10 protein-coding genes are annotated in these 14,490 nt (G+C 40.0%); 8 read left to right on the top strand and 2 right to left on the bottom strand.

Going from position 1 to position 14,490, the window contains the following annotated elements; genetic code table 11:
* Positions 1-98: 98 nt before the first annotated feature.
* The 6 genes from J2W48_RS03670 to J2W48_RS03645 all read left to right on the top strand — a co-directional run bounded on the left by J2W48_RS03670 (position 99) and on the right by J2W48_RS03645 (position 7,023).
* A complete protein-coding gene (locus J2W48_RS03670; protein WP_310278252.1) occupies positions 99-947 on the top strand; it encodes a helix-turn-helix domain-containing protein in 849 nt (282 codons plus the stop codon).
* Positions 948-1,121: 174 nt separating this feature from the next.
* Positions 1,122-1,964 carry an RteC domain-containing protein gene (locus J2W48_RS03665; protein WP_154339503.1) on the top strand — a complete coding sequence of 281 codons (843 nt, stop codon included), beginning with the start codon at positions 1,122-1,124 and terminating at the stop codon, positions 1,962-1,964.
* 245 nt (positions 1,965-2,209) lie between these two features.
* Complete coding sequence (locus J2W48_RS03660) at positions 2,210-2,524, top strand: helix-turn-helix domain-containing protein (protein ID WP_026726936.1); 315 nt, start codon at positions 2,210-2,212, stop codon at positions 2,522-2,524.
* A gap of 76 nt (positions 2,525-2,600) precedes the next feature.
* Positions 2,601-4,052, top strand: coding sequence for a DUF3945 domain-containing protein (locus J2W48_RS03655; RefSeq protein ID WP_310278247.1), 1,452 nt, complete (start codon positions 2,601-2,603; stop codon positions 4,050-4,052).
* Between the two features lie 5 nt (positions 4,053-4,057).
* Complete coding sequence (locus J2W48_RS03650) at positions 4,058-6,142, top strand: type IA DNA topoisomerase (RefSeq protein ID WP_310278244.1); 2,085 nt, start codon at positions 4,058-4,060, stop codon at positions 6,140-6,142.
* A complete protein-coding gene (locus J2W48_RS03645; RefSeq protein WP_310278241.1) occupies positions 6,142-7,023 on the top strand; it encodes an ORF6N domain-containing protein in 882 nt (293 codons plus the stop codon). Before J2W48_RS03650 ends, J2W48_RS03645 begins: the two co-directional genes overlap by 1 nt.
* A gap of 148 nt (positions 7,024-7,171) precedes the next feature.
* Here J2W48_RS03645 and J2W48_RS03640 read toward each other — a convergent pair whose 3' ends face one another.
* Positions 7,172-7,375, bottom strand: coding sequence for a hypothetical protein (locus J2W48_RS03640; protein WP_154339499.1), 204 nt, complete (start codon positions 7,373-7,375; stop codon positions 7,172-7,174).
* Positions 7,372-8,202, bottom strand: a complete 831-nt coding sequence (locus J2W48_RS03635; RefSeq protein WP_310278233.1) for a class I SAM-dependent methyltransferase — start codon at positions 8,200-8,202, stop codon at positions 7,372-7,374. The genes J2W48_RS03640 and J2W48_RS03635 overlap by 4 nt, the downstream gene beginning before the upstream one ends.
* A 479-nt stretch (positions 8,203-8,681) precedes the next feature.
* Between J2W48_RS03635 and J2W48_RS03630 the strand changes: the two genes are divergently transcribed.
* Together J2W48_RS03630 and J2W48_RS03625 are read left to right on the top strand one after the other, a co-directional pair.
* Positions 8,682-9,119: a DUF1896 domain-containing protein gene (locus J2W48_RS03630; RefSeq protein ID WP_310278229.1), complete on the top strand. Its 438-nt coding sequence runs from the start codon at positions 8,682-8,684 to the stop codon at positions 9,117-9,119.
* Positions 9,106-14,475, top strand: coding sequence for an N-6 DNA methylase (locus tag J2W48_RS03625; protein WP_310278225.1), 5,370 nt, complete (start codon positions 9,106-9,108; stop codon positions 14,473-14,475). Before J2W48_RS03630 ends, J2W48_RS03625 begins: the two co-directional genes overlap by 14 nt.
* The last annotated feature ends 15 nt before the right edge of the window (positions 14,476-14,490 follow it).

The following is a 14,490-nucleotide window of genomic DNA, read 5'->3' as shown; positions in this document are numbered from 1 at the left end:
CTATTTGTTTTTACTGCTCTGTGCGTATGTTGTACTAAAAGCTGACTAAGCGATGAAACGCTTTGAGCGGCATTTTATTAATATAAAACACTAACATTTTGGACACCTTAAAAAATAGACGCTGGCAAAAGGAATTAAAAGTCTATCATCTTATAGATTTTAAATCTTTTAAGGCACGCAAAACCCTGATGAATCCAGACTGGTTTTCTCTCCTTGTGATAGTATCCGGCACAATATATTTTATGGATGGTCCATCAACGGTCCGTCTTTCCCAAGGAGATATGTACGCAGTTCCCAGTACGGCTGAAGTCATTAAACAGACACCGTCGCTAAAGGTCAGCTTTATCTCTTGTAAAAAGGATTTTGCCATTACCAACAGGTTCTCAAAATCCGGTATCGGTTACATAGAGATTCTTACCAGCCATTCACCTTTTGTAATTTCGCTTACACAGGCTGAAATAATTTATCTGATAGAGGTTGTTGGATTTCTTAAGAAAAAAATTAGTAGCAGGGACAGTATTTTTCAGGAAGAAATGGTACTGCTTTATTTCAATCTTATCCTTTATGAATTCAGCGGGATATGCTACAAGCATGGTGAAAATATAATTGATGTTTACTGCCGCACTGAAAAAATTAGTACGCGCTTTCTGGCACTTGTGCAGCAGCATTGCAGACTACGCCATGATGTAAGCTTTTATGCGGACGCTTTATTTGTCAGCAAGGGGCACTTGGGTAAGGCTGTACGGAATGCTATCGGAATGTCTGCCAAACATTATATTGAAATGGCAATTATATCTGAAGCGTACACACTACTGGCAGATGTTAACCTTACCATTACCCAGATCGGTGAGCACTTAAATTTTAGAAATCCCCAATCTTTCAGCCATTTTTTTAAAAAACATACCAAATTAACGCCGACCCAATACCGCTTACATCTAAAATTTTAATCCGTTCTTTTAATCCAACTGTAAATCTACTGAACCGTAATATCTTTTCATAATTGGTTTTGCTTGTGAATAGCCCCATCTTAATCGTATAGCATGATTTGTACAGTAAGCACAGTAATGTTTATATAGTCCATAAGTTTTTTTGAAAGGTATTACATTAAAACCATATGAGCTATGAAACCATTGAGTACAATTATTTCCGAAATCCATAGTAAGGAAGATCAAATTTCGCGGGAAACCTCCCATCTGATTGATGAGGCTTATCAAATGACACTGTATTTGAATGAGATGCTGCATACAACCAGAGAACAAATCTTAAAAGAGGGCTTCGCAAATGAAGCCGACGAGATACAATTTTTCCGTGACATTAAGCCCTATATTTTAGGACAACTGATGTATTATAATAAAGTATTCAGAATTGAAACCATCTGTCCGGTAAAGAACGGCAAGATGTACCAGAAATTTTTCATGAACCAGCTTCAGTCACTTAAACAGGAGTTTAAAGAAGATGTCTGCGGCTGTCACTTTTATCGCTATTACAGATCAGGGAGAATAGACCGAGATGAGGAATATTTTTTGAGAGGAAAAATTAATTACAGGGACGGACTCAACAGTTACGTTTTTGAAATCGACCACCAGTTTTCTACATACTACGATTCTAAAGTTGCCAGGATTATGGCCAACGAATTAATTTATACCTATCTGATAACGAAGATAAATCCTGAGGAACATTCAGGTTCTGTGCTGAATAATCATGAGTCAACTAAAGATATTTTTTGGACCGACTCTAAAAATGCACTCATCGAACTCATTTATGCGCTCTACGCTTCGGGAGTAATATCTCATGGAAAAATTGGTATTCGCAAAATTACTCTTGTATTTCAAATACTTTTTCGTGTACCGCTTGGAGATATTCATCATTCATTTCATCGCATGAAAGATAGGGCCTCCAATCGTACCTTATTCCTGGACCAGCTCAAATCTTCCCTTGAGCAGTATATGGATAAGGAGCTGTAGGTTTTATATCAGCCCCTGTTACTTAAAGCAGTGCCCACAGCACTGCTTTTTTATAGCCCATGTCTGCCCATTGGCAAAAGGCAAAACCCTTACTTATCGTAATGAACGCTCAATCCCAGACTTCGATATCCCACCATTTTATAGAACGATTTGCTAAAAAAATCTTCCTTGCCAATGGGCAAGACTTGGCAGAAAATAATTTTTTCATGTGTCAATTTTGTGGTGTTAAACCAAAAGTAGCGGTTATGAATATCGATAGAATGGAATTCACGGCGTGGATGGACCGAATCATGGAGAGATTCGACATCCTTATGGATGTGGTAAACACAAGTAAGAATCAGCGTACTGCTGTTGATGGAGAAGAGTTACTGGACAGTCAGGATGTCCTTCAGATGCTCAAGATAAGTGCACGATCATTGCAAAGATACCGCTCGTCAGGCAAGCTACCATATTATACAATCAGCGGAAAAATTTATTATAAGCTCTCAGATATACATCAATTGGTCAGGGAAAGCTTTACGGCCCCGGTGCCTAAAAGAAAGCCAGCAAGTGACAAATAAGGCCATCGGATGCCAGTTAACACCAGATAGCAAAGACCTCTTTTACTTTCGGTATTAAATTTAAAAATTTTAAACTATGAGTGAACAAATTTCAGAAAAAGCAGAGTCTCCCGAACAAATATCGGAGATATTATTGGTGCTGGATAAAGAGAAAATGAAAATTATGGCAGTAAAGGGCATTGATGAAAATGGAAAACTGGAAACCATTGAACCTTCAAAGAAAAACCAGAACCAATTCATGCGTGTCGATAAGCAAGGGGATTTATTTTCCAACTTCTTTTCCAATTTTTTCAGCCAGCTTAAGAACCCCACCAATTTTTCCTTCTTTAAAATTCCTGCACCACTAAGTATTAAGTTGGCAAAAGAAATGCAAAAACAGGTAGATCAACCAAATCCTGAAGGTGATAAGTTGATGAAGCAGCACGAAGTGAAGACACCACAAGAGAATCATAAACAAGAAAATAAAAATAATATGGAAACAACGCAGAGCACACCGGACACAAGTGAGTATAAATACAAACCGGAACAGATTGATTGGGAAACCATGAACAACTTGGGATTAAGTAAAGAGAAACTTGAAAAAATGAACTTGCTCGATCCGCTACTTAAAGGTTACAAGACAAATGAGCTTATACCTGTAAGCCTAAACCTGGGAACCGCCGTTACGAGAATGGACGCCCGATTATCGCTGCAATCGAATGACGACGGACAGGTAGTAGTTGCCATTCACGGAATTCGAAAAGAGCCCAACCTGAACTTTGAGTTTTTTGGGCATAGCTTCAGTCAGGCAGACAAGAACAACCTGCTAGAAACAGGAAATATGGGGCGTGTTGTTAATCTTGTCAATATAAAAAATCCAAACGAGACCATTCCTTCCATTATAAGTGTGGACAGACTTACCAATGAACTGGTGGCATTACGTACTGAGTTTATAAAAATCCCTGATGAGCTCAAAGGTGTAAAACTTAATGATGAGCAGAAGCAAACCTTAATGGAGGGCAAGCCACTTTATTTAGAAGGAATGACTTCCAAGAAAGGAACTCAGTTCGATGCAACCGTACAATTCAATGCCGACAAGCGTTTTGTAGAGTTCCAGTTCGACAGGAGCAACACCAACAAACAAACACAGGACAATCAGCAAAACCAATCGCAGGAAGTTCCGAAAACTTTCAGGGACAAAGAGCTGGATAAAGAGCAATACCAAAAGTTCAAAGATGGGCAGACGGTTTATGTAAGTGGCTTGGTTGATAAGAAGGGAAAGGAATATAATGGTTATATCACTTTCAACAAGCAAACCAATAAAACGGATTTCTCTTTCCAAAATCCGGACAAGATTAAGGAACAGGCAAAACCTACTGAAGCACATAAAACGCAGACGGCGGTCAATTCAGAAGGCAAAACCAATGAGGCAACCAAGAATATCAAGGAGCCCTTGAAATCCGGTCAAACAAATCCCAACAACAGAAAGCAGCAGGAACAACAGGAAGAACCTGACGCACCTGCCAAATCCAAAGGACGTAAAATGTAAGATGTATGAAAACTATAATTGCAGAAAAACCAAGCGTAGCAAGGGAAATAGCCGGCTTATTGGGCGCATCCGAGAAAAAGGACGGTTACCTGACAGGTAACGGCTATTTTGTTACTTGGGCACTAGGCCATCTCATTGGATTGGGCATGCCCGAAGATTACGGGATCACGGGATTTGACAAAGCGTCACTGCCTATACTCCCAAACCCTTTTTTACTGACTGTCCGAAAGGTCAAAAAAGATAAAGGCTACTCTGCAGATACAAGTGCATTAAAGCAACTGAAAATCATTGAACAGCTCTTCAACAAAAGCAAATGCATTATCGTAGCCACCGATGCGGGACGTGAAGGCGAACTCATTTTCAGGTACATTTACGAATACCTGAAATGCAACAAACCCTTTGAACGGCTTTGGATTAGCTCGCTTACTGAAAAAGCCATTAAACAAGGTTTTGACAATCTCAAAGGTGGGACAGCATTTGACGGATTATATCAGGCCGCGCAAGGCAGAAGCCGCGCCGACTGGCTAGTAGGTATAAATGCTACACAAGCACTCTCGATAGCAGCAGCCAATGGGGTTTATTCACTCGGAAGAGTGCAGACACCTACACTGGCTTTAATATGCAAACGCTATTTGGATAACAGAAGTTTCCCTGTAAAAAATTATTGGCAGGTACAATTGTCACATAACAAAGAGCTTATAGATTTTAAAAGTACCTCAAAAATCAAATGGGAAGACAAAAAACTTAGCGGCGATACGCTTAAAGCCATTCAGCGCAGCGAAACGGCAGTAGTTACATCGGTAGAAACCAAAAGCGTTACTGAACAACCGCCTTTATTGTTCGATCTTACTGGCTTGCAGAAAGAAGCTAACAAAAAATTGAACCTTTCTGCTGAAGAAACCCTCAACATTTCCCAAAGTCTTTACGAAAAAAAGTTTATTACATACCCACGTACAGGAAGCAAATACATTCCTGAAAATATGTGGGCAGAAATTCCCATTCTTGTAAGAGCTTTACAAAACAGAGAAAACATTAAACAAACCCTATCTCAAGTGAAATGGGGTCGTTTTAATAAACGTATCGTGAACGATTTGCGTGTTACGGACCATCATGGATTATTAATTACTGATAAAATCCCATCAGCGCTTAATGCAAAGGAAAATGCGGTTTATGATATGATTGCCTTTCGATTACTCGAAGCCATTTCCGGGGCCTGCGTCAAAGAGTTAACGGATGTCGGTTTACAGGTATTGCATTATGATTTTACCGCAAAAGGCTGTAAGATTATAGAAGCGGGCTGGCGTTCCATTAAAGGCAGTTTCTCCGATGATGATACAGAACCGGTACAGGATTTGCCCCAGTTGAAAAAAGGAGATGATCTTAAAATAAAAGAAGCTTGCGTTTTGGAGAAGAAAACCAAACCGCCTGTACTTTATACCGAAGCAGGCCTTTTGTCGGCTATGGAAAGTGCCGGAAAAGAAATTGAAAATGCAGACGAACGCAAAGTCTTGCAAAATATTGGTATCGGAACCCCGGCGACAAGAGCTGCGATAATTGAAACGTTGTTTACCCGTAAATATATCCAAAGGGATAATAAATCCTTGATACCAACAGAAAAAGGACTGCAGGTATATGAATTGGTTAAAGACCAAAAAATAGCAGATGTGGCAATGACAGCCCAGTGGGAACTCGCATTGCAGAAAATCGAGAACAACGAAACGGATGCAACGGCATTTCAAAAAGAAATGGAAATTTATGCCTCATCTATTACCACTGAATTGTTGCAGACTTCCATTGCTCAAAATAACCTGCCACAACTCATTTGCCCGAAATGTAAAAGCCAACAGCTCGTTATCCGGGATAAGATTGTCAAATGTCCTGACGAAGTTTGCAGTTGGGTGCAGTTCCGCAACGTGTGTGGCGTACAAATCGGCATTGCCGATATTGAAAACCTTGTCAATAAAGGCAAAACTTCCCTTATCAAGGGAATGAAAAGCAAGGCAGGTAAAAAATTCGATGCGTATATCGTATTGAATGACAAAGCCGAAACTTCCTTTGAGTTTGATAAAAATAAAATCTACAAAAAGTAATGGAAAATAAGCCTACCATTAGCACAATGGAAATCAGAAATCTGATTTATTCCATACGTGGAAAGCAAGTGATGCTGGATAGCGACCTCGCTTCCTTATATCAGGTGGAAACAAAGAACCTCAACAAAGCCGTAAAAAGAAATATTGAAAGGTTTCCTGCTTCTTTCTGCTTTCAACTGACCGAAGAGGACGTTGAAAACTTGAGGTTCCAAATTGGAACCTCAAGTTTAAGCTACGGCGGAAGACGTTATTTACCCTATGTTTTTACGGAACAAGGGGTCGCAATGGCTTCTGCTATACTTCGTTCTGATATAGCCGTTAAAGTCAGTGTTGAAATTATGGAAGCCTTTGTGGAAATGCGAAGAGTGCTTATCAGCAATGCCTCCCTATTTTATCGTTTGGATAACATTGAACTGAAGCAATCCGAATCCGACCAAAAATTTGAAGAGATTTTTAAGGCTTTGGAAAGCGATAAGCTCCACAGCGAAAAAGGGATTTTCTACAATGGGCAGATTTTTGATGCCTATGCCTTTGTGTCCGATATTATCCGAAGTGCTCAAAGCTCCATCATCCTGCTGGATAATTATGTGGATGACACGGTATTAACCTTATTGGGCAAGCGAAGCGACAATGTAACCGCAACAATTTATACCAAAAGCATAAGCAATCAATTACGGTTGGATATGCAACGGTACAACAGCCAATATCCTCGCATTGAAGTTGAATTATTTTCAAATGCTCACGACCGCTTTATGATAATTGACGATACGGAGCTTTACCATATCGGAGCATCACTCAAAGACCTGGGCAAGAAATGGTTTGCCTTTTCGAGAATGGATATTGAGGTTGGAAGGATGTTACAAATCTTGTATAAACAATAAACCCTCTGATTATTAAGAGGGTTTAGTTTTGAATTGATCTTTAATAATAAGTTGTACGAGTGTTTTCTGAAGAAAAATCAGATGTAGCAAAACAGTAATTCCCTTTGTTTAGCATTAAAACAAGTAATTATTTAGGTGTTAGCTACAGTTATTTTTTTCTTTTATTGAGTTTGTTCAATCTGTAATTGCAAGACCTATATTCGACATATTCGATTTTATGTTCAGATAGAAGCTGTACAATTATTTCTCTTGTTTCTTCTTCATTAAGTCCAAATTTTTCACCAAGGTCAATTTCATTTAGTTGACCATTATTTTCGATTAATGCTTTATAATATACTTCTTTAATTTTCATAGGTTATTTTTTTGAACAGCTATCATCATATGTGGGCTAAAAGGTAAAAGATAACTGTCATTTTCTGTGATTTTAATAAGTTCTAATAATGTTTTTTTCTTTTTGTCATTCATCATATTTGCAAAGTATTCTTTATCCAACCAAGCCATTCCCTCAACTGCATAAGTATTAATATGGGTTAATTCCTGATTTATAAACTCGTCTTTTAGTTGTTCAGGTTTATGATAATATGCTTCTGCTAAAAGCCAAGGGAAATCATCAGGTGGATTGTGTATTCCTGATGTTAATTCTTCTCTGCACATTTCAAAGAATGAATTTTTATGAATTAGACCATTTAAAAGACCGACCAAAGTTGATGCAGTATAATTAATGGCAAAAGCTAATATAATTCCGTTATTATTTAGAACTCTTTTAGCTTCACAAATGGTTAAATCTCTGTCTTCTTTTTTTTGAAGGTGATAAAGTGGTCCGTGAAGTATTATTAAGTCGGCAAAATTATTTTTAAAATCTAATTTTCGAGATTCGCCCAATTGTACGGAAAATTTATTTTTTAATTTATTCGCTCTATTTTGGGCTAATTTAATATGTTTTGGTACTGGTTCTATTAAATGAACTTGATGTCCTTTTTCTGCAAGCCATTCTGAATACTTTCCTGTACCACCACCAACATCTATTATTATTGAATGCGAAGATGGAATATATTTTTCTATGAGTGATTTAATTCTTTCAAATTCAAATATGCCCATTCCTTTATCAAGTCTGGTTTCTTCTGATGCATTATTATAAAAAACTTCTATATTTCTGCTTATTAACTGTTTACTATTCATTTTTAATCATTGTATTATCATCACATATTGGACACAATGCAAAGTGATGAAGCAATCGATTTGTAATCAATTGTTTTTGTTTAAGATTGGATAAAATAACTGGATACGATTATCTGTGCATTAAAGAATTAGAAGATTCTATGCATTAATAGCTCGTTTTGTCGAGCTTGTCTTTTTGAGAAAGACACAGATAATATGTTAATTAGTAAATCAGACTACAAAGATAGAGATTCTGAATTAATTTTTTCAGAGTTCAAGTTTTTTTATTGTAAGGTAGCCTTAGATATAAGCAATGCGTATATTTTATGTGCAAGCTTGAAAGCTTATTTGTCAACCACAAAAATACAAATTAAATTTTTCACAACTAATCTCTTTGCACCAAATCCTGCCACGCAAAGCCAAAGCATTCAACTTCAGTAAAGGCTATTATCTAGTGCTATAATTTTAGGCATCATGCCAATTCTAAACAAAATTACAGTATGGATACTCAGCGAAAAGACTTATCGTATTTCAGATTACGACTGCAAGAATTATTAAATATCAGCTTCCCCGAAAAAACTAATGACCAAAAGTTTATTGAACAGCGTTCCTCGTGGGCAGCCAATGCTTATGAGGGCGCATTTAGTTCGGGAAACACTATTGAGCAATGCAGTGAAATAGCAAATTACATCCTGTTTGAAAACCTATATTTCTCCAGGTTTGACACTGTTTTTCAGGTTGTCTGCAATGAGTTTGATACTATTATGGCAGACGAGGAACTGCAACCATTTGCCCTTAAAATGTTTCCTGTCTGCACGCCTCTTTTTTCCAGATACGAGCTAACCGATGACTTCGCGTACAGTTATGAGTTTGACCTGCTCTATTCCGAAATAACGGGAACCATCTCAATATGGATACAGAAACATGGGCTTCAGTAAAAAGCAGCATCTCCAACAGAACATTGATGCCCTGCGAATTGCTTTTAAACTGGAAAAGGAGAAACGACAAGCCACCGTAGGCGAAAGACTTCTAATGATGCAATACAGCGGATTTGGCGGTCTTAAATTCGTGTTGAACCCTATAGCGAATGAAATTGACATCAATAATTGGAGAAAAACCGAACACGACCTTTTCCCGATCACCCGCGAACTCCACCAGCTACTCAAAGAAAATTCAGAAGACGAAAAGCAATACCGCAGATATGTTGATAGTATGAAAAGCTCCGTTCTGACGGCTTTTTATACTCCGTCACAGGTCATTAATGCGATTTCCGTAACCTTGCGTGAAAGCGGTCTGAACATTGATAAATTCCTCGAACCCTCTGCCGGTGTCGGCTCATTCATACAATCCTTTTCAGAAAATCAAAAAGCCAATGTTACTGCTTACGAAAAAGATCTGCTCACAGGCAAGATCTTAAAACAGCTTTATCCTGAAAGCAATATCCGTATTTCCGGTTTTGAAGAAATCCCCGAAAAGGAACAAAACAGCTATGATGTAATAGCCAGTAACATCCCTTTTGGAGACACTTCCGTTTTCGACCTTTCCTATTCCCGGAGCAAGGACAGTGCAAAAGTACAGGCAGCCCGAAGCGTTCACAATTACTTTTTTCTCAAAGGTACTGATATGCTCCGTGAGGGTGGTCTGCTGGCTTACATTACCTCGCAGGGCATTCTCAACAGCCAGAACAATGAGCCTATACGCAGGGCGCTCATGCAGGATAATAATCTGATTTCGGTTGTTCGCTTGCCCAACAACCTGTTTACAGATTACGCCGGAACAGCAGTTGGAAGTGATTTGATTATCCTGCAAAAGAATAGGGCAAAGCAAGGCCTGACCCAAAGGGAAGATCTGTTTTGCCAAAGCATGCAGACAGAATACAACACACCGGGCAATGCACTCTTTCAGGACAGTACAAGAATTGTGCATACCGAACGTAAATTAGATACCGACGCCTATGGGCAACCTGCATTAATCTATACGCATAAAGACGGCCTTGAGGGAATTGCCAAAGACTTGAAGCAAATGCTTTCCGACGATTTTATAATGCATTTGAATTTTGGTTTGTATAAAGGAGAAAGTAACGCAGGACCTACAACAAAGACCCCTACTCAAACAACGGCTACACCAGCAGTTGTCGAACCCGTGAGCATTATACAAAAGTCGCTATCTGTACCAACTCCTGTAACCAATCGGGAAAGCCTGCAGGAATTAAAGCAGTTAAGCATTTTTGACCTGTTTGAAAATGTGGACGAACCTGTAATGTTAGCTGTTCCAAATAAAGGAACTCCCAAAGTCAAAAAGCAAAGTACTAAAAAAAACAGCCGTGCGATAGGTCGCCAAACTGACCTTTTCAGTGCGATGCAGCAACCGTACACGCCAACTCTTACCAATGGAAATACCTCAGCCGAAGATAAAAAACAGGAAGCTATCGGCGACCTGTTTTCGAGTACAAGCGGTAACAATCCAACTGATACGTCAGTTATTCCCAAACCTGCTCCGTACAGTAGCGAGGTGCAATCGTTCCATCGTAACGACTGCCTTGTTGCAAATAATGGCTGGGTCGGTCATCTGCAAGATGTAGATACATCAGAGGGCGTGGCGGTTTTCCACCCTTTGCATCTGCCACCTTTACAGAAAGCAAGAGCCGAAGCGTACATAGCTGTACGTGATGTTTACCAACAGCTTTACAATAAGGAGGCAACGTTTCAGACTGAACAAAAAGAAGAAAGGGAAAACCTTAACCGCCTTTACGATTCTTTTGTCAAAAGGTACGGCAGCCTTAATAATGCCGATAATATCAAGCTCATCAAAACGGATAACTCCGGCAAGGAAATCCCTTATTTGGAACGTGTCGTTGGCGGTGTTGTACATAAGGCCGATATATTCAGCCGTCCTGTAAGTTTCTCCACCTTAGCAATAGCAATGGATAATCCCGAAGAAGCGCTGGCTGCTTCGCTGAACAAATACGGAACTGTGAATTTGGACTATATGTCTGAAATCAGCAGTATGACGGACGACGACCTGAAAGAAGCATTACACGGTCGTATTTATTACAATCCCCTGCAAAAGGAATATGAAATATCCGAACGCTGGATTGCAGGCAACGTAGTTGAAAAAGCCCAAGAGGTCAAAGCCTACCTCGAAAACAATCCTGAAGACAGCCAAGCCCAAGCAAGCCTCACCGTTTTGGATGAAGCCCGACCAAGACGTATCGAATTTGAGGAACTCGATTTTAATTTGGGCGAACGCTGGATACCTACAGGCCTTTATGCCCGTTTTGCTTCACATCTTTTCGATGCAGATGTACTTATAAATTACTCGGAAAGCTCCGATGACTTTTCGGTAAAATGCCATCAGGGGAATTTGCATATATGGGAAAAATATGCTGTCAAAGCCGAAAGCCGGAACTTTGACGGGATTACTCTTCTCAAACACGCCCTTGTCAATACCACACCGGACATTACCAAAAAAATAATGGTTGGCGACCAGGAGGTCAAGGTACGGGATATGGAAGCCATACAAATGGCCAACACCAAGATCGATGAAATCCGTACCGCCTTTACCGACTGGCTTCACGCCCAAAACGATGAGTTTAAGAACAGGCTGACGGGGCAATACAACGATACGTTTAACTGTTTCGTCCGACCAAACTATGATGGAAGCCATCAGGATTTTCCGGGACTGGACCGAAAAGCATTGGGCATCGAAGATTTGTATTCGAGCCAAAAGGACACCGTTTGGATGATAAAGCTTAACAACGGTGCGATCTGCGACCACGAAGTAGGCGCAGGAAAAACGCTCGTAATGTGCGCGGCTGCACAGGAAATGAAGCGTTTGGGACTAGCCAATAAGCCTATGATTATCGGGCTAAAAAGCAATGTTCACGAAATTGCCGAAGCTTACCGTACTTCCTATCCACACGCTAAAATTCTGTTTCCTGGAAAAGAAGACTTTACGCCGCAAAAACGGATGCGGATTTTCGGGGATATTAAAAATAACGATTGGGATTGTGTTATCCTGACACATGACCAATTCGGTATGATACCGCAATCGCCCGAAATACAAAAGGAAATACTCGAAATAGAATTGGACAGCGTAGAGCGTAACATAGATGCATTGCAATCGCAAGGCAAGGAAGTTACAAGGGGGATGCTTGCCGGAGTAATCAAGCGGAAAGAAAACCTTGAGGTCAAACTCAAAACCCTGCAGCACGATATTGAAAACCGCAAAGATGATGTAGTGGACTTTAAGATGATGGGCATTGACCATTTGTTCGTGGATGAAAGCCATCAATTTAAAAACCTGATGTTCAACACAAGACATACAAGGGTTGCCGGATTGGGTAATGTGGACGGAAGCCAAAAGGCAATGAACCTTTTGTTTGCTATCCGTACTATTCAGGAACGCATCAATACTGATATGGGAGCAACCTTTCTTTCGGGTACAACTATCAGCAATTCATTAACTGAGCTGTACCTGCTGTTCAAATACCTGCGACCACGAGCAATGGAAAAACAAGGCATTCACTCTTTTGATGCGTGGGCGGCTATCTATGCAAGGAAAACGACTGATTATGAATTTTCGGTGGCTAACAATATTGTAGCGAAAGAACGTTTCCGATACTTTATCAAAGTGCCGGAGCTAGCCCAATTCTATTCGGAAATCACGGATTACCGCACGGCAAAAGATATAGGTATTGACCGGCCCAATAAGAACGAGGTATTGTATAATATACCACCTACTCCAGACCAGGAAGATTTTATCAAAAAGCTAATGGAGTTTGCCAAATCGGGAAATGCTACTTTACTGGGAAGAGCTCCGCTATCCCAATCGGAAGAGAAAGCGAAAATGCTCATTGCCACAGATTATGCCCGTAAGATGTCGCTGGATATGCGTATGGTAAACGGCCTATATGATGACCACCCCGATAACAAGGCTTCGCATTGTGCGGTAAGCATTGCCAAATATTACAACCGATACAACGCACAGAAAGGAACGCAGTTCGTTTTTTCGGATCTGGGAACTTACAAGCCGGGAGAATGGAATGTGTATTCCGAAATCAAACGCAAGCTCGTGGAAGACCACGGCATACCTGCACATGAAGTCCGGTTTATACAGGAAGCCAAGACCGATAAGCAGCGTAAGGAACTGATCAAGGGAATGAACGAGGGAAAAATCCGTGTACTTTTTGGTTCAACAAGTATGTTAGGAACCGGTGTAAATGCACAAAAAAGAGCCATTGCCGTTCACCATCTAGATACGCCGTGGCGACCAAGTGACCTTGCGCAACGCGACGGAAGGGCAGTCCGAAAAGGCAATGAGATTGCTAAGTTCTTTGCCGATAACAAAGTAGATGTCATTATCTATGCAGTAGAAAAATCACTGGACAGCTATAAGTTTAACCTGTTGTACAATAAACAGCTATTTATAGACCAGTTAAAAAACAACAATCTGGGCAAACGGACTATTGACGAAGGCAGTATGGACGAAAAATCAGGAATGAACTTCTCGGAATACGTGGCCATTCTTTCGGGAAATACCGACCTGTTGGATAAAGCCAAACTGGAAAAACAGATTGGAGGGTTGGAAAGCGAAAAGCAGGCGTTTAACCGTTCTAAGTTCAGTGCCAAATACAAGCTGCAGGATTTTACGGAATTACTTGAAAGTGCCCAATCCCGTTTTAACCGAATGAGCCTTGATTGGGAAAACTTACAAGAGCGCATACAAAAATGTTTGGACGGTACTATCGAAAATCCTTTGCGATTGGACAGTTTACCTTCCAATGCTGATAATAAACAAATCGGTGCCAAGCTCAACGAGCTTGCAGAGAAAGCCCGTACCGGAGGTCAATATCAAGAAATCGGTACTTTGTACGGATTTACGCTTTTGGTCAAAACGGAAATATCTGAAAAAGAGGGCGTGGATATCCGGATAAACCGATTTTTGATACAAGGTGCGGGAAATATTAAATATACGTACAACAACGGTTTAATCGCTAAAGATGAAAAGCTGGCAACTATGAACTTTCTTAATGCGCTGGAGAAATTACCAGGCTATATCGAACAGGAAAAAAAGAAGATTACTGAAATACTAAAAGACCTTCCCGTTCTTCAGGAAGTGATAAACGGTATGTGGTCTAAGGAAAGCCGATTGAGTGAACTCAAAACGGGGCTTGCTGCTATTGAGAGGAAGATACAATTATCTATTAGTCCTGAAAATAAAGAGCATAAAGAAACTATTGAAATCAATGATAGTCACGAGCAAGATAAACCTGCGATGCGCTTAAAGGCGTGATAGCTTCGCTCAGTA

It is taken from the genome of Flavobacterium piscis, from assembly GCF_031457575.1.
In the GTDB taxonomy this organism is placed as follows: Bacteria; Bacteroidota; Bacteroidia; order Flavobacteriales; family Flavobacteriaceae; genus Flavobacterium; species Flavobacterium piscis_A.
The sequence above is the reverse complement of the archived record's forward strand: the minus strand, read 5'-3'. Positions and strand labels throughout refer to the sequence as shown.

Excerpts from the sequence above, each read along its gene's own strand:
- J2W48_RS03665 (WP_154339503.1), top strand. The coding sequence starts at position 1,122 with ATGAAACCATTGAGTACAATTATTTCCGAAATCCATAGTAAGGAAGAT.
- J2W48_RS03660 (WP_026726936.1), top strand. The coding sequence starts at position 2,210 with ATGAATATCGATAGAATGGAATTCACGGCGTGGATGGACCGAATCATG.
- J2W48_RS03655 (WP_310278247.1), top strand. The coding sequence starts at position 2,601 with ATGAGTGAACAAATTTCAGAAAAAGCAGAGTCTCCCGAACAAATATCG.
- J2W48_RS03650 (WP_310278244.1), top strand. The coding sequence starts at position 4,058 with ATGAAAACTATAATTGCAGAAAAACCAAGCGTAGCAAGGGAAATAGCC.
- J2W48_RS03645 (WP_310278241.1), top strand. The coding sequence starts at position 6,142 with ATGGAAAATAAGCCTACCATTAGCACAATGGAAATCAGAAATCTGATT.
- J2W48_RS03640 (WP_154339499.1), bottom strand. The coding sequence starts at position 7,375 with ATGAAAATTAAAGAAGTATATTATAAAGCATTAATCGAAAATAATGGT.
- J2W48_RS03635 (WP_310278233.1), bottom strand. The coding sequence starts at position 8,202 with ATGAATAGTAAACAGTTAATAAGCAGAAATATAGAAGTTTTTTATAAT.
- J2W48_RS03630 (WP_310278229.1), top strand. The coding sequence starts at position 8,682 with ATGGATACTCAGCGAAAAGACTTATCGTATTTCAGATTACGACTGCAA.
- J2W48_RS03625 (WP_310278225.1), top strand. The coding sequence starts at position 9,106 with ATGGGCTTCAGTAAAAAGCAGCATCTCCAACAGAACATTGATGCCCTG.